This is a genomic window from Cupriavidus sp. H19C3 (assembly GCF_049393815.1).
Lineage (GTDB): Bacteria > Pseudomonadota > Gammaproteobacteria > Burkholderiales > Burkholderiaceae > Cupriavidus.
On sequence record NZ_CP184985.1, the window covers coordinates 1,259,641 to 1,282,177 of the forward strand.

General features: G+C 68.3%; 20 protein-coding genes. 8 read left to right on the plus strand and 12 right to left on the minus strand.

What is annotated here, in order from left to right:
- Window positions 1–121: 121 nt before the first annotated feature.
- Window positions 122–808 (minus strand): GntR family transcriptional regulator, encoded by a 687-nt coding sequence (locus tag DFLDMN_RS05765; RefSeq protein ID WP_423197517.1) that lies wholly within the window; start codon window positions 806–808, stop codon window positions 122–124.
- Window positions 809–887: 79 nt separating this feature from the next.
- Between DFLDMN_RS05765 and DFLDMN_RS05770 the strand changes: the two genes are divergently transcribed.
- The 6 genes from DFLDMN_RS05770 to DFLDMN_RS05795 all read left to right on the plus strand — a co-directional run bounded on the left by DFLDMN_RS05770 (window position 888) and on the right by DFLDMN_RS05795 (window position 7,943).
- Entirely contained in the window at window positions 888–1,661 is a 774-nt protein-coding gene (locus DFLDMN_RS05770) for an enoyl-CoA hydratase/isomerase family protein (RefSeq protein ID WP_423197518.1), read from the plus strand.
- 61 nt (window positions 1,662–1,722) lie between these two features.
- The gene (locus DFLDMN_RS05775) at window positions 1,723–2,703 is read left to right on the plus strand and encodes a tripartite tricarboxylate transporter substrate binding protein (protein WP_423198331.1); all 981 of its coding nucleotides are present in this window, start codon (window positions 1,723–1,725) and stop codon (window positions 2,701–2,703) included.
- A gap of 13 nt (window positions 2,704–2,716) precedes the next feature.
- Window positions 2,717–3,913 carry a CaiB/BaiF CoA transferase family protein gene (locus DFLDMN_RS05780; protein ID WP_423197519.1) on the plus strand — a complete coding sequence of 399 codons (1,197 nt, stop codon included), beginning with the start codon at window positions 2,717–2,719 and terminating at the stop codon, window positions 3,911–3,913.
- 314 nt (window positions 3,914–4,227) lie between these two features.
- Window positions 4,228–5,934 (plus strand): YbaL family putative K(+) efflux transporter, encoded by a 1,707-nt coding sequence (gene ybaL, locus DFLDMN_RS05785; protein ID WP_423197520.1) that lies wholly within the window; start codon window positions 4,228–4,230, stop codon window positions 5,932–5,934.
- A 250-nt stretch (window positions 5,935–6,184) separates the two neighbouring features.
- Complete coding sequence (locus tag DFLDMN_RS05790; protein WP_423197521.1) at window positions 6,185–7,126, plus strand: LysR family transcriptional regulator; 942 nt, start codon at window positions 6,185–6,187, stop codon at window positions 7,124–7,126.
- Between the two features lie 172 nt (window positions 7,127–7,298).
- Complete coding sequence (locus tag DFLDMN_RS05795) at window positions 7,299–7,943, plus strand: hydrolase (RefSeq protein WP_423197522.1); 645 nt, start codon at window positions 7,299–7,301, stop codon at window positions 7,941–7,943.
- Window positions 7,944–8,008: 65 nt separating this feature from the next.
- Here DFLDMN_RS05795 and DFLDMN_RS05800 read toward each other — a convergent pair whose 3' ends face one another.
- From DFLDMN_RS05800 to DFLDMN_RS05850, 11 genes are all read right to left on the minus strand, one after another.
- The gene (locus tag DFLDMN_RS05800; protein WP_423197523.1) at window positions 8,009–9,478 is read right to left on the minus strand and encodes an NAD(P)/FAD-dependent oxidoreductase; all 1,470 of its coding nucleotides are present in this window, start codon (window positions 9,476–9,478) and stop codon (window positions 8,009–8,011) included.
- 16 nt (window positions 9,479–9,494) lie between these two features.
- Complete coding sequence (locus DFLDMN_RS05805; RefSeq protein ID WP_423197524.1) at window positions 9,495–9,881, minus strand: nuclear transport factor 2 family protein; 387 nt, start codon at window positions 9,879–9,881, stop codon at window positions 9,495–9,497.
- 62 nt (window positions 9,882–9,943) lie between these two features.
- A complete protein-coding gene (locus DFLDMN_RS05810) occupies window positions 9,944–11,038 on the minus strand; it encodes a CobW family GTP-binding protein (protein WP_423197525.1) in 1,095 nt (364 codons plus the stop codon).
- A complete protein-coding gene (locus tag DFLDMN_RS05815; RefSeq protein ID WP_423197526.1) occupies window positions 11,035–12,720 on the minus strand; it encodes an amidohydrolase in 1,686 nt (561 codons plus the stop codon). The genes DFLDMN_RS05810 and DFLDMN_RS05815 overlap by 4 nt, the downstream gene beginning before the upstream one ends.
- Window positions 12,721–12,811: 91 nt before the next feature.
- The gene (locus DFLDMN_RS05820) at window positions 12,812–13,825 is read right to left on the minus strand and encodes an ABC transporter ATP-binding protein (RefSeq protein WP_423197527.1); all 1,014 of its coding nucleotides are present in this window, start codon (window positions 13,823–13,825) and stop codon (window positions 12,812–12,814) included.
- Window positions 13,822–14,892 carry an ABC transporter ATP-binding protein gene (locus tag DFLDMN_RS05825; RefSeq protein WP_423197528.1) on the minus strand — a complete coding sequence of 357 codons (1,071 nt, stop codon included), beginning with the start codon at window positions 14,890–14,892 and terminating at the stop codon, window positions 13,822–13,824. Before DFLDMN_RS05825 ends, DFLDMN_RS05820 begins: the two co-directional genes overlap by 4 nt.
- A gap of 2 nt (window positions 14,893–14,894) precedes the next feature.
- On the minus strand, window positions 14,895–15,797 hold the full coding sequence (locus DFLDMN_RS05830) for an ABC transporter permease (RefSeq protein WP_423198332.1): 903 nt from the start codon (window positions 15,795–15,797) through the stop codon (window positions 14,895–14,897).
- A gap of 92 nt (window positions 15,798–15,889) precedes the next feature.
- On the minus strand, window positions 15,890–16,864 hold the full coding sequence (locus DFLDMN_RS05835) for an ABC transporter permease (protein ID WP_423197529.1): 975 nt from the start codon (window positions 16,862–16,864) through the stop codon (window positions 15,890–15,892).
- Window positions 16,865–16,873: 9 nt separating this feature from the next.
- Entirely contained in the window at window positions 16,874–18,442 is a 1,569-nt protein-coding gene (locus DFLDMN_RS05840) for an ABC transporter substrate-binding protein (RefSeq protein WP_423198333.1), read from the minus strand.
- A gap of 173 nt (window positions 18,443–18,615) precedes the next feature.
- Window positions 18,616–19,338 (minus strand): sulfite exporter TauE/SafE family protein, encoded by a 723-nt coding sequence (locus DFLDMN_RS05845; RefSeq protein WP_423197530.1) that lies wholly within the window; start codon window positions 19,336–19,338, stop codon window positions 18,616–18,618.
- Between the two features lies 1 nt (window position 19,339).
- Complete coding sequence (locus DFLDMN_RS05850) at window positions 19,340–20,098, minus strand: SDR family NAD(P)-dependent oxidoreductase (protein WP_423197531.1); 759 nt, start codon at window positions 20,096–20,098, stop codon at window positions 19,340–19,342.
- A 158-nt stretch (window positions 20,099–20,256) separates the two neighbouring features.
- Between DFLDMN_RS05850 and DFLDMN_RS05855 the strand changes: the two genes are divergently transcribed.
- Both DFLDMN_RS05855 and DFLDMN_RS05860 read left to right on the plus strand, forming a co-directional pair.
- The gene (locus tag DFLDMN_RS05855) at window positions 20,257–21,771 is read left to right on the plus strand and encodes a PLP-dependent aminotransferase family protein (protein ID WP_423197532.1); all 1,515 of its coding nucleotides are present in this window, start codon (window positions 20,257–20,259) and stop codon (window positions 21,769–21,771) included.
- 214 nt (window positions 21,772–21,985) lie between these two features.
- Window positions 21,986–22,429 (plus strand): GNAT family N-acetyltransferase, encoded by a 444-nt coding sequence (locus tag DFLDMN_RS05860; protein WP_423197533.1) that lies wholly within the window; start codon window positions 21,986–21,988, stop codon window positions 22,427–22,429.
- The last annotated feature ends 108 nt before the right edge of the window (window positions 22,430–22,537 follow it).

Sequence of the window (22,537 nt, forward strand, 5' to 3'; positions counted from 1 at the left end):
CGGCACGCGAGCGCCGGCGCACGGCGCCCCTACACCCCACGCCCCGCATCCCGCTCCGCGCATCACCGCACTTCCCACCACTGTGCGTGCTGGCGCTAGCGCACCGCGCCGGTGACGGCGCTCAGGGTTGCGCGGCGACGGCCGGCACGTCCGGCGCGTCCGCGGCGCCGGCCAGCAGCACGAGATCGGCGATGGCCTTGCCGCCGGCCGACACATGCATGCGCATGGCCTCGGCGGCGGCATCGGCCTGGCCCGCGAGAATGGCCTCGACCACCACGCCATGCTCGCGATGGGAACTGGCCACGCGCGCATCGTGGATCAGACCCTTGCTTTGCCAATAGATGGCCAGGCGCCGCCGCAGCTGGATGATCTGTTCGGACAGGAAGGGGTTGGCGGCGGCCTGGTATAGCACGTCGTGAAACGCGCGGTTGGCCTCCACGTAGGCTGCCGTATCGGCACGCGCGGCATGGCCGCCGGCAGCCTCGTGCGCCTGCGCGAGCGCGGCCTTGCCCGCCTGGGTGATGCGCTGCGTGGCCAGCCGCGCGACCACGCCCTCCATTTCCGCCAGGGTCTCGAACATGGCCACCAGTTCGGCCGCGCTGGGCTTGTGCACGAACATGCCGGCGCGCGGCACGATCGTCACCAGCCCCTGCGCGGCCAGCATCAGCAGCGCCTCGCGCACCGGCGTGCGCGAACTCTCGAACTGATCTGCCAGCGCCTTCTCGTCGATCTGCGCGCCCGGGCGCAGCGCGCCACTCTGGATGGCGGCGATGATGCTTTCGCGAATACGGTCCTGTAACGATTGCACGGGTTAACCCCTGTTCGCCCACTCGTAAAATATCTGTAGGCTTTTTAGATATATCAACTAAGGTCTGAGATATTACGACATGGATGATAGCGCACCGGTTCTTACCGTGGATCGTCCCGGCACGGGACATACCGCCACGATATCGCTACAACGGCCTTCGGTGGCCAACCGCATCGGGCCGGGAGATCTCGCCGTGCTGCGCGACCATCTGCAAGCCGTCAATGCTATGCCGCATGTCCTGGTGCTGCGCTTTGTGGGCACCGGCAAGTATTTCTGCAGCGGCTACGACATCGGCGCGCTTGGCGACAAACGTGGTGCGGGCGCGGTCGACTTCGGCGACGTCATGGACCTGGTCGAAGCGGCGCGGCCGGTGACCATCGCCGCGGTCAACGGCGGCGTCTACGGCGGCGCCACCGACCTGTGCCTCGCCTGCGACTTCCGTATCGGCGTGCCCCACTGCGACATGTTCATGCCCGCCGCGCGGCTGGGCCTGCATTTCTATCGCGGCGGCATGGCGCGCTACGTATCGCGCCTTGGCGTCGATGCCGCCAAACACCTGTTTCTCACCGCCGACCGCATCGACGCGGCCACCATGCTGCGCATCGGCTTCCTGACCGAGATCGTGCCGGCCGACACGCTGCCTGCGCGCGTGGACGAACTGTCCGCGCAGCTCGCCGGCATGGCGCCGCTCGCGCTGCTCGGCATGAAGCGGCACCTGAACGCGCTGGCCCGTGGCCAGCTCGACGCGGAGGCACTGGCGCACGATATCGCGCGCGCCGAAGCCTCCGCGGACCTGCGCGAAGGCGCGGCGGCATGGCGCGAAAAGCGCGCACCGGTATTCCGCGGCCAGTAACGGCGCGGGGGCATCACCCGATAACGACATGGCGAGACCGCCAGCGAGGAGACAAGGCATGATGACAACGACGTATCGCGTGGCAGCCATCGCGGCCGCCGCACTGGCCTGCCTGCCGGGCGCCGCCACGGCCCAGGCGGCCGGCTACCCCAACAAGCCGATCCGGCTCGTGATCGGCTTTCCCGCCGGGGGCGGCGCCGACAATACCGCACGGCTCTACGGCGATGCGCTGAGCCGCGAGCTCGGCCAGCCCGTGGTCGTCGACAACCGCCCCGGCGCCGGCACCACCATCGCCGCGGAGTTCGTCGCCAAGGCACCGCCGGATGGCTATACGCTCTACATCGCCACCGCGAGCCTGATGGGCGGCGACAAGGTGCTCTACAAGAATATCCGCTACGAGCCGGCCGACTTTGCGCCGGTGACGCGGCTGGTGGCCGCGCCGCTGATCCTCGCGGTCAACAAGGACACCGGCATCCGCAATGTGCAGGAACTGCTCGACAAGGCCCGCGCCGAGCCCGGCGCGCTCAACTACTCGTCGTCCGGCAACGGCGTGATCACGCATCTTGCCGGCGTCTATTTCATCAAGCTGACCGGCGTGAAGATGACCCACGTGCCCTACAAGGGCGGGGCGCCGTCGGCCCAGGCCGTGGCCGCCGGCGACGTGCAGCTGACCTTCGGCACCGCGCCGTCGGTCAAGCCGATGATCGATACCCATAAGGTCATCCCCATCGCCGTCACCTCGGCACAGCGCTCGACCGCCAGTCCGCAGTTGCCGACCATCGCCGAGAGCGGCGTCAAGGGCTACGACCTGTCGGCCTGGTATGGGCTGTTCGCGCCGGCCAGAACGCCGCCCGAGATCATCGACAAGCTGTTTGCCGCCACCGTCAAGGTGATGGCGGACCCCGAGCTCAAGAAGAAATTCCTGGCACAGGGCGACGAAGTGTCGGTCTCCGAGTCGGTGGCGGCCTTCCGCGATTTCGCCACGCGCGAGGGCAAGGTGGGCGTGGACCTCGCGGTGTCCAGCGGGGCGAAGATCGATTGAGCGGGAGCGCAGCATGACCAACGACAACCACTCCTTGCCGCTGGCCGGCATTACCGTGGTGGACCTCACGCGGGTGCTCTCGGGCCCCTACTGCACCATGATGCTGGCGGACCTCGGCGCGCGCGTGATCAAGATCGAACACCCTGACGGCGGCGACGACTCGCGCCAGGTCGGACCCTTCGTCGATGGCGAATCGGCCTATTTCGCCTCGATCAACCGCAACAAGGAATCGATCGCGCTCGACCTCAAGCGCGCCGAGGATCGTGCGGTGCTCGATCGCATGCTGGTCGGCGCCGATGTCCTGGTGGAGAACTTCCGCGCCGGCGTCATGGACCGGCTCGGCTATACCTGGGACGCCCTGCACGCGCGCCATCCGCGTCTGGTCTATGCCTCGATCTCGGGCTTCGGCCAGACCGGGCCCTACCGCAACCGGCCCGCGTACGACATGGTGGTGCAGGCCATGGGCGGCCTGATGAGCGTGACCGGCGAGGCCGGCGGCAATCCGGCGCGCGTCGGTGTCTCGATCGGCGATATCGGCGCGGGGCTGTACGCGACCATCGGCATCCAGGCGGCGCTGCTCAAGCGCGCCCACACCGGCCTGGGCGAGCGCGTCGATATCTCGATGCTCGATTGCCAGGTGGCGCTGCTGGAGAACCCCATCGCGCGCTATTCGGCCACGGGCAGCGTGCCGAAGCCGCTGGGCACGCGCCATCCGTCGATCACGCCGTTCGACATGTTCGCCACGCAGGACGGCTTTATCGTCATCGCGGTGGGCAACGATGCACTGTTTGCGCGGCTGTGCGAGGCGCTGGGGCGCGTGGACTGGGCGCGCGACGAACGCTTTGCCACGGTGCCCGCGCGCAATACGCACCACGAAGCCCTCAAGCAATGCCTGGAAGCGCGCCTGGCGGACGGCACCACCGCGCATTGGGAAGCGATTCTCGAAGCCGCCGGCGTGCCGCATGGCCCGCTCAACGGCGTGCCACAGATCGTCGACGACGCGCACGTGGCGGCGCGCGGCATGCTGCTCGAGATCGGTATCGGCGCCGGCAGGACGCTGCGCGTGGCCGGCAATCCGGTCAAGGTCGGTGCCAGCCCGGCCCACGCCGTGGTCCGCAATCCGCCGGCGCTCGATCAGGACCGCGCCGCGCTGCTGGGCGAATTCCCGGCATCATTCCCGGCATCATTCCCGGCATCATTCCCGGCGTAGTTTCCGGCGTAGTTTCCGGCATCATTCCCGGCGTAGCACACGTCTCCCTTCCGCCCCCTGCGCTCCGCCTAAGCCTCCTTTCCGCCCCACCTGCCGCCCCTCCGTCCCCCCGCTGCCGGCGCCGCCACGGGCATGGCGGCCCTGGCCAGCCGGGCGGACCGGGGCATGTTTGCGCGCATGCATCACATGGATGGCGCGCGCATGCGCTACCATGCGGCTATGCGCCGGCGCCGCGCGCCCGCGCGCCGCCCCCTTCCCAGTCATGCGAAAGCCGGCCCCTGCGCCCGCTTTCCGCCCTGCCCTATGCCCGCTGAATGGATCATCAAAACATCTCGCTCATCACCACGCTCGCGGCCGGTTTCGGCATTGCCCTGATCCTCGGCTTTCTCGCGGAGCGCCTGCGGATACCGGCGCTGGTCGGCTATCTGCTGGCAGGCATCATCATCGGGCCGGCCACGCCGGGCTTTGTCGCGGACGTCAATCTCGCTTCGCAGTTATCCGAGATCGGGGTGATGCTGCTGATGTTCGGCGTCGGCCTGCATTTCTCGCTGCGCGACCTGCTCGCGGTCAAGCGCATTGCCGTGCCGGGCGCGGTGGCGCAGATGGCGCTGGCCACGGCGCTGGGCATGGCGGTAGCCTGGTGGTGGGGCTGGAACTGGGGCAGCGGGCTGATCTTCGGGCTGTCGCTGTCGTGTGCCAGCACGGTGGTACTGCTCAAGGCGCTGGAAACGCGCAACGTGCTGGAAAGCATGAACGGCCGCATCGCGGTGGGCTGGCTGGTGGTGGAAGACCTGGCCACCGTGCTGGTGCTGGTGTTGCTGCCTCCGCTGGCCGGCGTGCTGGGCGGCGATGCGCCCGCCGCGGATGCCGGCTCGCTCTGGGGCACCATCGGCTGGACGCTGCTGCAGGTGGCCGCCTTCGTCGCGGTGATGCTGATCGCCGGCCGCCGCATCCTGCCGTGGCTGCTGTGGCAGGTGTCGCGCACCGGCTCGCGCGAACTGTTCACGCTGTCGGTGGTGGCGTGCGCGATCGGCATCGCGTACGGCGCGGCGCAACTGTTCAGCGTGTCGTTTGCATTGGGCGCCTTCTTCTCGGGTATGGTCATGCGCGAGTCCGAGTTCAGCCACCGCGCGGCCGAGGAATCGCTGCCGTTGCGCGATGCATTCTCGGTGCTGTTCTTCGTCGCGGTGGGCATGCTGTTCGACCCGCGCATCCTGATCGAGGAGCCCGCCCACGTGCTCGGCGTGGTGCTGATCATCATGTTCGGCAAGTCGCTGGCCGCCCTGGCGCTGGTGATCGCGTTCCGCTATCCGCTCAACACGGCGCTCACGGTCTCGGCCAGCCTGGCGCAGATCGGCGAGTTCTCGTTCATCCTGGCCGGGCTGGGGATGTCGCTCAAGCTGCTGCCGCAGGAAGGCATGAGCCTGATCCTGGCGGGCGCGCTGATCTCGATTGCGCTGAACCCCTTGCTGTTCGCCTTTATCGAGCCCGTGCGGCGCTGGATCCTGGCACGTTCCGCGCTGGCGCGCCGGCTGGAGCAGCGTGAGGATCCCTATGCGGAACTGCCGATGGAGACCGAGCGCAAGTATCTGGAGGGTCAGGTGGTGCTGGTCGGCTACGGCCGCGTGGGCAGGCGGATCGCCCATGCGCTGGAGGCACACGGCGTGCCCTACGTGGTGGCCGAGCAGAACCGCGAACTGGTCGAGAGCCTGCGCAATCGCGGCATCGCCGCGGTGTCCGGCGATGCGGCGGAACCCGCGGTCCTGATCCAGGCCCATATCGCCAATGCCGCGCTGCTGGTGGTGGCCACCGCCAACCCCCTCGATGTCCGTCAGATGGCCCATATCGCCCGCACGCTCAACCCCGGCATCGAGATCGTGCTGCGCACGCATAGCGAGGAAGAGTCGGTACTCCTGACACGCGAAGGGGTCGGCAAGGTCTTCTTCGGCGAGGAAGAACTTGCCAAGGGCATGTCCGGCCATGTGCTCGCGCGCTTTGCGCCGCGCACGCAGGCGGCCTGACCGCCGATTGTTTCCGCACGGCGCGGGCTGATTGTTTCCGTCCGGCCGTGCCGCGCACAACGGCATGGCCAGGCGGTCGCCGTGGGCGCCATGGGCGTGTACCATCGCACGCTGTGCGGCGCGCTACCGTCGTCGCACTGACAGCCGTCGCACTGGCGGCCGTCACCCCGACAAGCGAGGCACCGGCAGCCCCGGGGAGCCGGATGCCGGATGCCGGATGCCGGCCGCCGGCCGCCGATAGCGCAAGCCCATGACCGATCCACTGCAGAAACTCTGTTGGGATGACCTGCGCCTGATCAAGGCGATTGCCGAGCGCGGCAGCCTGGTCGCAGCCGCCGAGGCGCTTGGCATCAACCACTCCACCATCTCGCGTCGCCTGGCCCAGGCGGAACGCACGCTGGGCGCGGTACTGTTCGACCGGCACCGCACCGGCTATGCCCCCACCGGTGCCGGTGCGGACATGATTGCGCTGGCCGAGCGTGTGGAGCGCGACATCGTCGGCGTGACGCGGCGCCTGTCGGGCGCCGCGCCGGGCCTCAAGGGCACGCTCCGCATCGCCACCAGCGACGCGCTGCTGCTGGACTTCCTCATGCCGGTCGTGGCCGCCTTCCGCACCGACAATCCGGCCATCCGCATCGACATCATGATCGGCAACAAGCCGCTCAATCTCGCACGCGGAGAAGCCGATATCGCCTTTCGGGCCACCACCGCGCCGCCGGAGAACCTGTTCGGACGCAAGGTCGGAACGGTGGCATGGGCGATCTATGGCCGGCGCATCGACTACGTGGGCCAGTCGTGCCCGCGCGATGCGCTGTACCAGCAGCGCTGGGTCTCGTACGGCAAGGGCCTGGCGGGTCTCAAGGCCTACCCGTTCATCGACGACCATGTCCATGCCGACCACATCGTGTACCGCAGCGATTCGGTGGCCAGCGTGGCGTCGGCGATCGCCGCCGGCATCGGCATCGGCCTCCTGCCGTGCATGCATGGCGACCTGCAACCGGGGCTGGTGCGCATCAGCGCGGTGGAACCCGCGGTCTACGACGAGCTATGGGTGCTGACCCATCCGGACATCCGCAAATCGGAACGCGTGCATGCCTTCATGACTTACTGCGCGGAGGCGCTCGGCGCGCAGCGCGACATCATCGAGGGCCGCACCTTGCGCACGGGCCCGTATCCCGACCGCCCGCTCTGATATCCGCATCGATGCGGATGAAGTTCCGCCCAAATGCACGGTTGCCAACGGCGATGGACTCTTAGAATCGTCGTGGCGCCGGCGGCATGGGCAATCCCTCGCTCCGGCCGGCGCCCGCCCGGCGCTGCATCGCGCCGGCGCTCGATACCAAGCATTCACAGAGGATTCCCGCATGAGCATCAAAGCCGTCGCCAAACCCGCCCGATCGCTGCTGAGCCCGACCGATCACGCGCTGATCCTGATCGACCATCAGTCGCAGATGGCATTCAACACCAAGTCGATCGACGTGAACAACCTGCGCACCAACGTCGGCATCGTGGCCGAGGCGGCCAAGGGGTTCAAGGTGCCGACGATCATCTCGACGATCTCGAAGGACACCTTCGCCGGTCCGCTGTTCCCGGAAGTGACCGAAGCCTTCCCGCATGCCGACATCACCGACCGCACGACCTCCAATGCGTGGGAAGACGAGAACTTCATCGCGCGCGTCAATGCCGTCGGCAAGGATCGCCTGGTCATCGCCGGCCTGTGGACCTCGGTCTGCTGCAACGGTCCGGTGCTGTCCGCGCTCGACCAGGGCTTCGAGGTTTACGTGCTGACCGACGCGTCGGGCGACTGTACGCTCGAAGCGCACGAGGCCGCGATCCAGCGCATGATCCAGGCCGGCGCCCGCCCCATCACGTCGCTGACCTACCTGCTCGAGCTGCAGCGCGACTGGGCCCGCGTGGCCACGTACGACCTGACCACCGGCATTGCCCAGCGTCACGGCGGCGCGTTCGGCATCGGCATCCAGTTCGTCAAGTCGATGTTCGCGCACTGAGACGCTGGCCGGCTCGCGGCGGACACCCTGCCCGTCGCGAGCCGGATCGCCGGGCGTGCCGCCCGCTACAGGATTTCGTCGCGCAGGTAGTACCAGCGATACAGCATGGCCTGGCCGAGCCGACGGAACGGCGTGGCCCAGTGCAGCGGCAGCGGCGAGTCGTAGATCGGCAGCGTAAAGGCCGAATCCGCGCGGCCCGCGATGCGATCGGCCATGCGCCGGCCCGCATGGGCCGAGAACGAGACCCCATTGCCGCCGTAGCCGAGCGCGTAGAACACCGACTGCGCCGGATCGGGCTGCACGATGCGCGGCATCATGTCGTGGCTGACGTCGACCCAGCCCCACCAAGAGTAGTCGATCTGGATGCCGCGCAGCGGCGGAAACTTGCGCGCGATGGCATCGACCAGCAGCTGGTAGTGCCGCTCCGCGGGCGCATCGGCGCCCGTGATGGCACTGCGGCTGCCGATCTGGAGCCGGCGGTCGGGCAACAGACGGTAGTAGAAGCGCAGCGTGCGCGTATCGGTGATGAACGTGGTCGAGCGGAAGCCCGTGGCTTCGATCTCGGCATCGGTCAGCGGGCGCGTGACGATCGAATTCGACAGTACCGGGAAGCACCTGCCGCGCAGCAGCGGCGTCAGGCCCGGCGCCGTATAGGCGCCCGTGGCAATGGCCACCGCGCGGGCGCGCACCGTGCCGCCCGGTGTCCGCAGGTAGTGGCTGCCATTGCGCGACTCCCAGCCGATCACCGGACTGGCCGGGTGCACGCTGGCGCCCAGTTCGCGCGCCATGCGCAGGTAGCCGTAGGCCAGCTTGAGCGGATGCACGCCGATGCCATCCGGCTCGAGCAGCGCGCCGCATGCGTCGCGGTCATCGCAATACCGCTCGCGCAGCTCCGCCTGCGACAGCATGCGTGTGTCGTAGCCAAACACCTCGCGCATGACGCGCGCCTCGTTCTGCAGGAAGGCCAGCTTCTTGGGACGATGCGCGGTATAGAGGTGGCCGCCGTCCTGGGCGTCGCAGTCGACTTGCGCGACCAGGCCGCGAAACGTCTCGAACCCGCTGCGGATCTCCGCGTCGAGCCGCCTGGCGGTCTCCATGCCCCACCGCTCGATCCATTGCGAGCGATAGAGCCGGCCGCTCGCGTTCTGGCCCTGGCCGCCGTTGCGGCTGGTGCAGCCCCATGCGGCCTGGTTGGCCTCCAGCACGGTGGCACGGATGCCATGCTCGCGCGCCAGGAACAAGGCGGTGGCCAGGCCGGTAAAGCCGGAGCCGATCACCACCACGTCGGCGTCGACATCGTGGGCGATGGGGCCGTCGTCGGGCGGCGGTTCGCCCGCCGACGCCACCCAGTAGGTGGGCGCATAGGCGCGGTCGTGCCCGGGGCCGGCCGAGACGAGCGGGTCGTAGCGTGGGTCGTAGGGTTGGCCTGGCGTGCGCCCAGGCGTCGCTGTCTTCGTGGCTGGCGTCGCGGCGTCCGCCCCCGCGTTTGCCGTTGCGCCCGAGGCGGGTTGGCGGTCGAGCTGGATCGTGGTCATGGTGCGCTCCGTCGGATCAGGCCGCGCGCAGCGGACGTTGCTTGCGATATGCGCACTTGACGTGGATCTTGCCGTCGCGGAATGTGAACAGGTCCACGCCGTCCGCTTCCAGCACGCGCCCTTCGCGGTCGGTGCCGTGGAACGTCCATTCGGATACGCCGCGTGTCCCGGCCACGAAATGGCGGCCGTTGCGCCATTGCGCATCGGGGAAATTGAGCCAGGCGGCGGCGAACGCCTGGCGTACGGCCGCCTGGCCCACATGGCGCGTGCCGCAGGCGTTGTCGCCGGCAACGGTTTCGAAAATGCAATCGTCGGTCATGAAGGTCATGAGCGCGTCGATATCGTGGCGGTTCCACGCATCGGCGAAGGCTTGCAGGACGTCGACAGTAACGGTATCGGACATGGTGGCGAGGCGTTGATTCGGAGTTGGATGCGCCGGCGGCGCGGGATGCGGCGGCGTTGACGTCAAGGTACGCCCGCAACGGCCGATGCAGGTAGGTCCAGCGTGTGACGATCGTTCGGGCCAGTGCGGGCGCCGCTGGTGCCAGCAGCAGTGGCGATGCCGGTGGCGGCGCCGCCAGAGACGCGACACGCGCGCCATGCCTCCGCCAGCGCGGCGCGCGGCAAGACGCCGCGCACGCCGATGGCGATCAGCACGCCGGGCGTTGCAGCGGGCCCCGGGCCGGCATGCCGGCGCACGCTGCCGCGCTTGCCGGCGAACTGCACTTCGCTGGCACCGAGCGCGTGGGTCTGCACCACCCCCTTCAGGCGCAGCACACCGGCCGGCATGGCACGCAGCAGCGCGCGCACGGCGTCGGTATCGAACACCGCATCGGCCGCGTCGAGGGCCATGCTGTCGAACAATGCGCCGTGATCGGCAGTGCCGCAGCAACAGGCCCCGGGGTGGTGGGCGCACGGCGACCATCGCGCGCTCGACATCGACGGCAGCGCCAGTCCGGTCAGCCATGCCAATGGCACATCGCCATCGGTGGCATGGACGATCGGCGCGGCGCCGGCGTGCGCGGCAATCCAGGCGTCTAGCGCGGGATCAGGCGCGCGGCCGTCCATCTTGTTGAGGATCACGACATCGGCCGCTGCCAGCTGCGCGGTAATCACGTCGGCGACGCGCGGATCCTCGGCATGGGAACGGATGGCCTGCGCGTCGGCCATCACCACCACACCATCGAGCGCCAGCGCGGGATCGGCCAGGCCGGCCTGCGCGATGCGCCACGGATCGGATACGCCACTGGCCTCGATCACGATCCATTCGGGCGGCTGCGGCGCCTCGATCAGCCCCGCGAGCGTGTCGACCAGGGCATCGCCGATCTGGCAGCAGACGCAGCCGTTGGTCAGGCTAATGGTGTCCGCCGAGCGGCTGCGCACCAGCGCCGCGTCGATATTGACCGCGCCGAAGTCATTGACCAGCAGTGCCATGCGCACGCCTTCCATGCGCGCCAGCAGGCGATTGACCAGCGTGGTCTTGCCCGCCCCGAGAAATCCGCCGATCACGGTCAGCGGGATGCGCGCCCGCCCCCGCGCCAGCCGTACCGCGCCAGTCATGCGCGCGGCGCCGCGAACACGCGGCCGCCCACCACGGTGCCCCACACGCCGATATCCTTGAGCTCGCTCGCCGGCACGCCGAGCGGATCGGCTTCCAGCACGCAGAAGTCCGCGCGCTTGCGCACCGCGATCGAGCCGATCTCGTGATCGAGCTTGAGCGTGAACGCCGCCCCCATCGTGATCGCATGCAGCGCCTGCGGCACCGTGATGCGCTCGGCCTCGCCCAGCACCACGCCGGCGGCGGTGCGGCGGTTGACCGCGCACCACGCGGTGAACAGCGGCGCCAGCGGCGTGATCGGCGCGTCCGAGTGGATCGCGAACGGTACCCCCAGGCGCGCGGCGGTGCCGCACGCGTCCATGCGGTGGGCGCGGTCCGGCCCCATGGTCAGGTTCAGGTGCGCATCGCCCCAGTAGTAGATATGGTTGGCAAACAGGTTGACGCACATGCCGAGCCGCGCCATACGCTGGAACTGCGCTTCGTCGGCCATCTGGCAGTGCTGCAGGGTATGCCGATGATCGGGGCGCGGATGCGCGGCCAGCGCGGCCTCCACCGCATCGAGCGCGACCTCGGTGGCCTCGTCGCCATTGGTATGGATATGCAGCTGGAAGCCGGCCCGGTGGAACGCGAGCACGGCCTCGTGCACGGTCCGCGGCGACAGCACCCAGATGCCGTTGGGCGCACCGTTGAAGTAGCCCGGCCAGCGTAGCCGCGCGGTAAAGCCCTGGATCGAACCGTCCACGACCAGCTTGACCATGCCCGCGTGCAGCTTGTCGTGGCTGGCCGCGATGGCGGCGCGCACACGTGCCACGCCGGCCTCGCCGACTACCGCCTCGCCCGGCCGGAACGCCGGCACCAGTCGCAACGGATACGCATCCTCGGCGCATACGCGCTGCATCATCTCGATGCTGTCGTCGGCGAGTTCGTTGACGAGATCGGTCGCGGTGGTCACGCCGGCCAGCAGCGCCGATTGCGCGAACATGCGCAAACCCAGCTCCGACATGCCGACCTTGCGGAACAGGTTGCCGATCAGCCGGTTGACCGGGAACATCGCCGCGAATTCCTGCAGCTCGCCATTGGGCTCGCCATCGGCAAAGCGCGCGATGCCCTCGATATCGGTATGGCGATCGATTTCCGCCGCGCGCAGCGTGGCGGTATTGACGTTCATCAGATGCATGCTCGCATGCGTGATGACGATCGGCCGCGTCAGCGATACGCGGTCCAGCTCGTTGACGGTGATGCGTGCGTCGCCAAAGAAGATCGGGTCGAAACCCCACGCCAGCAGCGGCGTCTCGGCCGGCACGCCCTGACGCGTCATCTCGGCCTCGGCCTCGACCAGGCGCGCGACCACCGCCGCAAACGTATCGAGCCCCCGCCACAGCTTGCCGTCGGGGCTGCGGCGGTCATGGAAGCCCACATACGGAAACTGCCAAAGCCCGCCCTCCATCGCATGCGAATGGCCTTCGACCAGGCCGGGCATCAGCACCTTGTCGGCAAAGCGCGTATCGAGCGCGTATGGGCCCCAGGCCGCCATCGTGTCCGCGTCGCCGACGGCGAGAATGCGGCCGTCGCGCACGGCAACGTGCGTGGCGGTGGGCTGCGCCGGGTTCATGGTCAGGATCTTGCGCGCGACAAAGACCGTGGTGGTGGAAGCGGTAACCGGGGCGGAAGGCGTAGTGGACATAAGGCAATCAGGTAGCGGGCAACGAGGTAACGGACCATCGGATCGCGGCAATCGGGCCGGACGGGAGCGGGCAGATCGCAGCGGACACGATTCAGACGAGAGGCATCGCCAGCGGCGGCAGGGGCGCACCATCGCGCGTGGCGACCAGATGGCAGCGCACCGCGCGCCCCTGCCCGACCTCGCGCAGCGCGGGCGGCTCGGCATGGCAGCGGGCCTCCGCCACGGGACAGCGCGTAGCAAAGCGACACCCCGGCGGCGGCGCGAGCGGACTTGGCGGGTCCCCTTCCAGGCGAATCCGCCGCGCCGCGCGCGCGCGGCCGCCACGCACGGTCGGTACCGCCGAGCTGAGCGCCACGCTGTACGGATGCAGCGGTTCGGCAAAGAACGCCTCGCGCGGCGCACGTTCCACGATCTGCCCGAGGTACAGCACGGCAACCTCGTCGCACAGATACTCGACCACCGACATGTCGTGCGAGATAAACAGATACGAGATGCCGCGCTGCTGCTGCAGGCGGCGCAGCAGGTTCAGCGTCTGCGCGCGCACCGCGATATCCAGCGCGGACACCGGCTCGTCGCAGATCACCAGGTCGGGCTCGCTGGCCAGCGCCCGCGCGATATTGATGCGCTGGCGTTGCCCGCCCGAGAACTGGTGCGGAAACAGATGGCGTTGCTCGGGCCGCAGGCCGACCGCCTCGAACAGCTCGGCCACGCGCGCGTCGCGCTGCGTGGCCTCCCCTACCTCCATCAGGTCGAGTGGCGCGCGCACCGCGTCGCCCGCGCGCTGGCGTGGATTGAGCGCGGAGTACGGGTCCTGGAACACCATCTGCACGCGCCGGCGCGCATGACGCAAGGTGTCGCCGGACATCAACGTAAGATCGCGCCCACCCAGGCGCACGGTGCCGGCAGTGACCTGCGCCAGCCGCGCCACCGCCAGCGCGGTGGTCGATTTGCCCGAGCCCGACTCGCCCACCAGCGCGAGGGTTTTGCCGCGCTCCACCGAAAACGACACGCCATCGACCGCGCGCACCACCGGTGCGGACTTGAACAGGCTGCCGCCGCGGCCACGAAAATGCACCTTCAGGTCATCGACTTCGAGCAGCTTCATACCGTGGCCTCCTCGGCGGCATGCGTGGTGTGGTCCGACAGCGCCCAACAGGCGGCACGCTGCGTGCCACTGACGGTGGTCAGCGCCGGCACCTCGGCCGCACAGCGCGCCTGCGCAAGCGCACAGCGCGAGCGAAAGGCGCAACCGCCACCGAGTTCCCAGATCGACGGCACCATGCCCGGAATCTCCGGCAATGGCGGACGCGTACGCCGGGCCTCGCCCTCGAGTTCGGGCAGGCAGGCGATCAGCCCACGCGTGTACGGATGCGCGGGCTGGTGCAGTACGTCGTGCGTGGTGCCCTCTTCCACCACGCGGCCTGCATACATCACGGCCACGCGGTCGGCCATCTCCGAGACCGCCCCCATATCGTGGGTGATCAGCACGAGCGCGGTCCCTTCGCGCGCCTGGCGCGCGCGCAGCAGGTCGAAGATCTGCGCCTGCACGGTGACGTCGAGCGCCGTGGTCGGTTCGTCGGCAATCAGCACGCGCGGCTCGCACGCGAGCGCCATGCCGATCATCACGCGTTGCTTCATGCCGCCCGACATCTGGTGCGGATAATCGTCGATACGCGACTCGGGCGCGGGAATGCCCACCACCCGCAGCAGGTCGATGGCACGGGCACGCGCCGCGTCACGCGACAGATCCAGATGCAGCCGCAGCGTTTCCACCAGCTGACGGCCCACGGTCATGACCGGGTTCAGGGAAGTCATCGGTTCCTGGAAGATCATGGCGACGCGATTGCCACGGATCTCGCGCATGCGCGCCGGCGTGGCGCGCAACAGGTCTTCGCCTTCCAGGCGAATCGTGCCGCCGGTGATGCGGCCGGGCGGCTGCGGAATCAGGCCCAGTACCGCGAGCGAGGTCATGCTCTTGCCGCAGCCGGATTCACCGACGATGCACAGCGTCTCGCCGGCATTGACGTGGAAGCTCACCCCGTTGAGCACCGTGGCGGCCCCGCGCGACGTGCGGAATTCGAGCCGCAGGTCGTCGACCTCCAGCACCCGTTCGGCGGCGCCACGTGCAGGGCTCCGGTCCGTGCCGCCAGTGGAGACAGTCTGGTTGGCCATGGTCATCGCTCCCTCAGCTTGGGATTCAGCGCATCGTTGAGACCGTCGCCGATCAGGCTGATCGCCAGTACGGTCAGGAAGATCGCGAGGCCGGGAAATGCCACGGCCCACCAGCAGCTCAGCAGATAAGGCCGCGCCGAGCCGATCATCAGGCCCCAGCTCATGCGGTTGGGATCGCTGAGCCCGAGGAACGACAGCCCCGCCTCGAACAGGATGGCGGCGCCGATCGCCATGGTCGCCGCCACCACCAGCGGCGGCAGCGCATTGGGCAGGATCACGCGCCAGATGATGCGGGCATTGCCGGCACCGATCGAGCGCTCGGCGCGGACAAAGTCGAGATTGCGAAAGCGCATGAACTCGGCCCGTGTCAAGCGCGCGGTGGCGGTCCACGTGGTCAGGCCGATCGCCACCGAGATGGTGGTCAGCGTCGGCGAGAACAGCGTGACCAGCACCATCGCGAACAGCAGCGCGGGCAGGACCTGGAAGAACTCCATCACGCGTGTCAGCGCTTCGTCGACCACACCGCCGTAGTAGCCCGCCATGGCACCCGCGCCAAGGCCGATCATGACCGACAGCAGTGCCGCCACGGCGCCCACGGCAAGGCTCGCGCGGCCGCCATAGACCAGGCCGGTGAGGATGTCGCGGCCGAGCTGATCCGTGCCGAGCCACGCCTCGGGCGTGCCGATCGGGCTCTGCGGCGCGGCCACCATCTCGAACGGATCGGCGTCCATCAGCATGGGGCCAAAGAGCGCCACCAGCACGATGATCAGCAGCAGCACGCTGCCGGCCACCGCGGCATGGCTGCGCACGAACATGCGCGCGGCCTCGCGCAGCGGCGACGACGCCGCTTTTGTCACGACGGGCACGGCCGGCACGGCCGACACCGGATGGGCGGCGGCGGGCATCTGGGGCACCGCGACCGGCGTCGACGCCACGGACGGCGCCGCCATCGGCACGCCAGGCACGGCCGGCCCGGCAGCAGGATTGGGAGTGGAGTTCATGCGGTACGGATGCGTGGATCGATCAGCCGGTACACGACGTCGGTGACCTGGTTCATCAGCACGACCATCACGGCAGAGCCGAGCAGGATGCCCAGCACGGTCGGATAGTCGCGGCGCAGGATGGAGTCGAACGCGAGCCGGCCCAGGCCGGGCCAGTTGAAGACCGTCTCCACGAGAATGGCGCCCGCGATCACGTTGCCGAACTGCAGCCCGAGCACGGTGACCACCGGCAGCAACGCGTTGCGCAGCGCATGGACGTAGAAGACGCCGGCTTCCGACACGCCCTTGGCCCGCGCGGTACGGATATAGTCGGCGCCGAGCAGGTCCAGCACGCTGGCGCGCGCCAGCCGGCTGTATTGCGCCAGGTGGACCAGGCTCAGCGTGACGGTGGGCAGCACCATGTGCCAGGCAACGTCGAGCACGCCGGCCAGACCGGTGCTGTCGGCCGCCATGGAGCGCATGTCGGAGACCGGCAGGATCGGCCACGCCGAGGCAAACACGATGACCAGCATCATGCCGCTCCAGAACACGGGCGCGGCGTTGCCCATCATCGACAGCACGGTGATCGCCTGCGACAGCAGCCCGTGCGGCTTGCGCGCGGCAAACACACCGAGCGCGGTGCCGATCACGAACGCCGTCACCACCGACGCCACCACCAGCAGCAGGGTGGCCGGCAGGCGGTCCAGGATCAGATCGGCCACCGGCAGGTTGAAGAAGTACGACATGCCAAGGTCGCCATGCGCGACGCGGCCGACGTAGACCGCAAGCTGCTTCCACAGTGGCTGGTCGAGGCCATACTCGGCGATCAGCTGCATACGCAGCTGGTCGCTCATCCCTCCCATGGTCCCGGCGATGGTCTCCACCGGATCGCCCGGCGCCATGCGAATGAGCAGGAAGTTGAGCACCACCACCGACAGCACCAGCAGCACCGCGTGGCAACCCTTGCGGCCGATCTTCAGCAACGCATTCATGATCGCGCCCTACTTGAAGTAGACCTCGTCCAGCGGCGACGCCGGCCCCCAGATCGAGGTGGGCAGGTTGCCGAGCTTCTTGCTGGCCACGGTGTAGTACGGGATCTCGTTGATATAGACGATGGGCACGTCGTCGGTAACGAGCTTCTGGAAGGTCGCGTAGTACGCCTTGCGCCGCGTGGCGTCGAGCGTGCTGGCGGCGGTCTCGAGCACTTCGTCGACCTTCGGGTTGCGGTACGACTGCGTATTGGTCCAGATGATCGGCTTGATATTGGTCGACATGTAGGTCCGTGCCACGCCGATGACCGGATCGCCCCAGTTGAAGACGCTGTCCATGGTCAGGTCGAAGTCATGCGCGGCCACGCGCTTGGCCCACGAGGCGAAGTCGGCCGAGGCGCGCACCTGCACCGTGATGCCAAGCTTCTTGAGCTGGGCGCGCACGTATTCCGCCACGTTCTTCTGCTGCTCATCGGATCCCGGCAGGTAATCGATCGTCAGCGTCAGCCGCTCGCCATTGGCGCCGCGCTTGAGACCCGCTTCGTCGAGCAACTGGTCGGCGCGCTTGAGGTCGTACGGATAACGATGCAGATCGTCGGTATAGAACGGGCTGCTACGTACCAGCGGGCCATCGGAGACGGTCGAAAAGCCGTTGTGCAGCGCCTTGACGATAAAGTTCTTGTCGAGCGCGCTGGCGATGGCGCGGCGCACGCGCACATCGTCGAGCGGCTTCTTCTCCAGATTGAAGGCGAGCCAGTTGAGGCCGCCGATGCCCTCGTAGCCCTTGCGCGTCAGCACCAGGTTCGGATTGGCCTGCATGCGCTTGAGGTCGGTGGACACCGAGGCAAACGCCATCATCTGGATGTCCCCGCGCTCCATGCCGAGCGCCAGGCTTTGCGCATCGGGGTTGATCGTGACCACCACCTTGTCCAGGTACGGACGGCCCGGCAGGAAGAACTTGTCGAAGCGCTGCATCACGATGCGCTGGCCCGGCACGAACTCGACCAGTTTGAACGGACCCGAGCCGACCAGACCGTTGGCGTTGGCCGGATGGGTCGACACGTCGCGCCCGTCGCCGTAGACATGCTTCGGCATGATCGGGCACAGGGCCGGCGACATGGCCAGCACGATGGCCGGATGTGGCTTGCTCATGCGGATGATGGCGGTGTAGCGGTCCGGCGTTTCCACCTTCTCCACCGGCGCCAGCATGGTCTGGAACGGATGCTTGGCCTTGATGGTCATGATCGAGAACGCGACATCCTCGGACGTGATGGGCTTGCCATCGTGAAACACCGCGTCATGGCGCAGGTTCAGCGTGAGCGATTTGCCGTCGTCCGACACCTTCCACGACTGCGCGAGATATGGCTGCGGCCGCCACTGGTCGTCGAAACGTAGCGGACTGGCGAACAGTTGCGTCGACGGCAGCGCGGTCGCCAGGCCCGACTGCACCGCACCGTTGAGATGGCGCGGCGTCTGCGTGCTGCCGATGACGAGCGTGCCGCCAGGCTTCGGCGTATCGGCGGCGCTCGCGGCATTGGCGATCAGCCCGGCCGCGGCGAAACATGCCACGGGCAGCACCATGCGGCGCAGGTGGGAAACGAGGGGGGCGAGGCCTGTCATGAAGTTCTCCTGGAGATCATGGCGCTGCAATGAACGGAATGCGGTGAGAAACAAGATAAGAGAGCGGCCGTTCGTCCACGTAGCGCCAACCCGCCACGATCGATGGTGCCAGCGTCCGGCGCGCGCCGGCGCGCTCAACTGGCCAGTGTGAACAGACCGATGGCAATCAGTGCAAGCTGCACCACGCGTGCGAATCGTGCCGACGGCAGGCGCGCAAACAGTGCCTCGCCGGCCATCGCGCCCGCACAGAAAAAGGGCAACAGCAGCGCGCTGCTGCGCAATGCGTCCCAATGCAGCTGGCCGTGCACGAGCAGGCCCAGCGATGCACCGGCAAACAACAACATGAAATAGGCGAGCAGGTTGGCGCGCACCGCGGGCGCGGACCCGCCACGGCCGCTGAAGTAATAGACCACCGGTGGCCCACCCAGGCCACCGATCGCGGTGAACAGACCGCTGGTGGCGCCGGCAAGCGTGGTAGGGACATGTCCGCCGCCATGGCGTACCTGCACGCCGAGCAGCGCGAGCAGCCCCATCAGCAGCACCAGTGCGCCCACGCCACGCCGCAGCAGGTGCGGGTCGAACTGCGTCACGACGTCGAGCGAGAGCTGATGGCAGGCGAGCGCGATGGCGGCCAGCACCGACACGCGCCACCAATCGACCAGCGCGATATGGCGCCGGATGCCCTGCCACGCGGTCAGCCCGTGCAGCAGCACGATCAGCACCGCCGCCTGCGCGGGCGAGACCACCAGCGCAAACAGCGGCGCCATGATCAGCGCGGCGCCAAAGCCGGTCAGGCCCTTGGCCAGACCGGCCAGGGCGGTAATCGCCGCCAGCGCGGCGAAGGTCGGTCCGTCCATCTCAATCGCGCGATGGCGCGCGATGGATGGCGAAGTTCGAAAACGCCTGGCAGGCCGGCATCAGTTCGATGGTATTGACGTTGACGTGCGGCGGCAGCGTCAGCAGCCAGTGCACGGTCTCCGCGATGTCCTCGGCGCGCAACGGCTGCGTGCCGTCATAAACGCCGGCCGCGCGCGCGGCGTCGCCATGGAAGCGCGTCACCGAGAATTCGGTACCGCCGCACAGCCCCGGTTCGATGCAGCTCACCCGCACGTTGTGCTGCACGAGGTCGGCACGCAGGTTCAGGCTGAACTGGTGCACAAAGGCCTTGGTGCCGCCGTACACGTTGCCGCCCGGATAGGGATAGGTCCCCGCGATCGAGCCCAGGTTGACCACGTGGCCGCTGCGGCGCGCCACCATCTGCGGCAGCACCGCATGCGTGCAGAACAGCAGCCCCTTGATATTGGTGTCGACCATGGTCTCCCAGTCCTCGAGACTGGCGGCATGTGCGGGTGCCACGCCAAGCGCAAGGCCGGCATTGTTGATCAGCGCATCGATCGGGCCGATGGTCTCGGTCACATAGGAGATGGCGGCCTGCACTTCCGAGCGGCAGCGCACGTCGAGTTCGAGCGGGTGCAGGTTGGGGCCGCAGCGTGCCGCCAGCGCGGCCAGCTTGTCGGCGCGCCGCGCGGTGGCGACGACGATGTGGCCCGCATGGCAAAGCCGTTCGGCGATGGCCTCGCCGAAACCGGCCGAGGCGCCGGTAACAAAGACGATCATTGCGCGCACTCCCGGCAGCCGGGGCGCAGCGCCAGGCAAATGACTTGCATGGACACGTTGGCCTCATAGGTGGTTCAAGCTTGAGACCAGTGTCGCGCACGCTGGACTGGCATGGTTAATGCCAGAGACGACTTTCGATCGTACCAGCCGGACCTGTCATGCGCCCCACCACCGTGCACCAGCTCATGTGGCACCAGTTGCTGCCACCTCCCGAACGCGAGGGCTCCACACTGCAGAGCCAGTTGCGCACGCATATCGTCAATGCGGTGCTCGACGGCCGTCTGGTCGCCGGCACCCGCTTGCCGTCCAGCCGCGAACTGGCGGAGATGCTGGAGATTTCGCGCAATACCGTGGTGCTGGTCTACGAGCGCCTGACCGAGGATGGCTTTGTCGAGAACCGGCCGCGCTGCGGGTACTTCGTCAGCCAGCGCAACCTGGCGCAGCCGCCGACCACGCCGGTCGAGGTGATGGACGACGCTCACGCGAAACTGGTGCAGCCCGGCACCACACAAGTGCAATGGCATGCGCGGCTGCGCGGTCGGGTGGCCGACAGCCGGTGGCTCGACAAGCCGCGCGACTGGCAACGCTATCGCTATCCGTTCCTCTACGGCCAGTTCGATCCCACGCTGTTTCCGGTCGCCCACTGGCGCGAATGCAGTCGCCATGCGCTAGACGTCGGCGCGATTCGCGGCTGGGCGCCCGATGCCATTGATCATGACGACCATTCGCTGGTGGACCAGCTGATCCGTCGCGTGCTACCGCGGCGCGGCATCGCCGCGCGACGCGAGGAGATCCTGCTCACCGTGGGCGCGCAGCAAGGGCTCTATCTGCTGGCCGAATTGCTGATCGCGCCAGGCACGCGCGTCGCGGTCGAGGACCCCGGTTATATGGATGCCCGCAATATCCTGCGGCGGCGCGGCGCCACGCTGGTGGGCCTCGACGTCGATGCGCACGGGCTGGTGCCGGACGAAGTCCGGCTGCGCGATTGCCGCTACCTGTATTGCACGCCGAGCCACCAGTGCCCGAGCGGCGTTACGCTCGACAACGAGCGGCGGCTTGCTCTGCTCGAATGGGCGCGGCGCGCGGACGGCGTGCTGATCGAGGACGACTACGATGCCGAGACGCAGTACCAGGGCCAGCCGCTGCCGGCCATCAAGGCGCTCGACCGCGACGACCGCGTGATCTATGTCGGCAGCCTGTCCAAGACCTTGTCACCGGGCCTGCGTATCGGCTATATCGTCGCGCCGGCGGAGGTCATCGCGGAACTGCGGCAGTTGCGACGCATGATGATCCGGCACCCGCCGGCCAACAACCAGCTGGCGGCAGCGCTCTTCATCGAGCATGGCCACTATGACCGGCTGATGTTCCGCATGCGCGACGCGCTGGCCATCCGCGCCGATGCACTGACGGAAGCGCTGCGCCGCCACATCCCCACGCTGTCTTTCGTCGCGCCTTCCGGTGGGTCGGCACTATGGGGCCGCTTTACCGACGGGGTGCGTACCGCCGAACTGCTGGAGGTGGCGCGCGCCCACGGCATCCTGATCGAGCCGGGCGAGCCGTTCTTCCTCGACTCCGACGATGGCGGCCATCACATCCGCTTTGGCTTCTCGTCGATTCCGGTGGAACGCATCGACGCGGGGATTCGCGAGCTCGCCAGGTTGCTGGCACGCTAGCCGGTGCGGCCGCCTGCATCCGTCGCCACACCGGGAAGGTGAACCGCCCGGACCATGCTGGCCGGCGGCGTCCTGATCGCCTTCGCTGCCGTGGGCCCGGCTGGCGGTCCTGCCGGCCGCGGGGATGGCCTACTCGATTTGTCATTTCTTGGCTCTACGAAGCGGCCATGTCTCGCGGTACCTTGAAGCCTCACTCAACCCAGGTACCCGCGCCATGTCCCACACCTTCGCCCTCCAGCATCTCGACACCCCCGCCGACCTGCGCCGCGCCTTCGCGGTCATGCAGGAACTGCGGCCCCACCTGCGTGACGTCGAGCAATTCGTTGCACAACTGATCCGCCAGCAGGAGCGCGGCTACCGGCTGCCGGCGGCGCTGGAAGGCGACCAGGTGGTGGGGCTGGCCGGCTATCGCCTGACCGAGAACCTGCTCTACGGCCGCTTTGTCTATGTCGACGACCTCGTGGTCACGGCGCGTTTGCGCCGCACCCAGGTGGGTGCGCAACTGCTCGACGGCGCCCGCGCCCAGGCGGTGGAGCACGACTGCAAGACCTTTGTGCTGGATACGGGGCTCGACATGGCGCTCGCGCAGCGCTTCTACTTCCGTCAGGGGCTGCTTGCGCGCGGCATGCACTTCGTGCAGCCGTTGCAGCCGCGCTGAGCGTCCCTGACGCGCCACCGGCCACTCGTCGCCACTCGTCGCCACTCGTCGCCACTCGTCGCCAACCGGCGCCAACCGCTGGCCACCGGCCCCGGGCGCGCCCGCCGG

Coding starts and splice junctions, on each gene's coding strand:
- DFLDMN_RS05825 (WP_423197528.1), bottom strand. CDS start 14,892: ATGGCCAACCAGACTGTCTCCACTGGCGGCACGGACCGGAGCCCTGCA.
- DFLDMN_RS05770 (WP_423197518.1), top strand. CDS start 888: ATGGATGATAGCGCACCGGTTCTTACCGTGGATCGTCCCGGCACGGGA.
- DFLDMN_RS05830 (WP_423198332.1), bottom strand. CDS start 15,797: ATGCCCGCCGCCGCCCATCCGGTGTCGGCCGTGCCGGCCGTGCCCGTC.
- DFLDMN_RS05780 (WP_423197519.1), top strand. CDS start 2,717: ATGACCAACGACAACCACTCCTTGCCGCTGGCCGGCATTACCGTGGTG.
- DFLDMN_RS05840 (WP_423198333.1), bottom strand. CDS start 18,442: ATGGTGCTGCCCGTGGCATGTTTCGCCGCGGCCGGGCTGATCGCCAAT.
- DFLDMN_RS05775 (WP_423198331.1), top strand. CDS start 1,723: ATGACAACGACGTATCGCGTGGCAGCCATCGCGGCCGCCGCACTGGCC.
- DFLDMN_RS05855 (WP_423197532.1), top strand. CDS start 20,257: ATGCGCCCCACCACCGTGCACCAGCTCATGTGGCACCAGTTGCTGCCA.
- DFLDMN_RS05805 (WP_423197524.1), bottom strand. CDS start 9,881: ATGTCCGATACCGTTACTGTCGACGTCCTGCAAGCCTTCGCCGATGCG.
- DFLDMN_RS05845 (WP_423197530.1), bottom strand. CDS start 19,338: ATGGACGGACCGACCTTCGCCGCGCTGGCGGCGATTACCGCCCTGGCC.
- DFLDMN_RS05835 (WP_423197529.1), bottom strand. CDS start 16,864: ATGAATGCGTTGCTGAAGATCGGCCGCAAGGGTTGCCACGCGGTGCTG.
- DFLDMN_RS05800 (WP_423197523.1), bottom strand. CDS start 9,478: ATGACCACGATCCAGCTCGACCGCCAACCCGCCTCGGGCGCAACGGCA.
- DFLDMN_RS05795 (WP_423197522.1), top strand. CDS start 7,299: ATGAGCATCAAAGCCGTCGCCAAACCCGCCCGATCGCTGCTGAGCCCG.
- ybaL (WP_423197520.1), top strand. CDS start 4,228: ATGGATCATCAAAACATCTCGCTCATCACCACGCTCGCGGCCGGTTTC.
- DFLDMN_RS05850 (WP_423197531.1), bottom strand. CDS start 20,098: ATGATCGTCTTTGTTACCGGCGCCTCGGCCGGTTTCGGCGAGGCCATC.
- DFLDMN_RS05815 (WP_423197526.1), bottom strand. CDS start 12,720: ATGTCCACTACGCCTTCCGCCCCGGTTACCGCTTCCACCACCACGGTC.
- DFLDMN_RS05790 (WP_423197521.1), top strand. CDS start 6,185: ATGACCGATCCACTGCAGAAACTCTGTTGGGATGACCTGCGCCTGATC.
- DFLDMN_RS05810 (WP_423197525.1), bottom strand. CDS start 11,038: ATGACTGGCGCGGTACGGCTGGCGCGGGGGCGGGCGCGCATCCCGCTG.
- DFLDMN_RS05860 (WP_423197533.1), top strand. CDS start 21,986: ATGTCCCACACCTTCGCCCTCCAGCATCTCGACACCCCCGCCGACCTG.
- DFLDMN_RS05820 (WP_423197527.1), bottom strand. CDS start 13,825: ATGAAGCTGCTCGAAGTCGATGACCTGAAGGTGCATTTTCGTGGCCGC.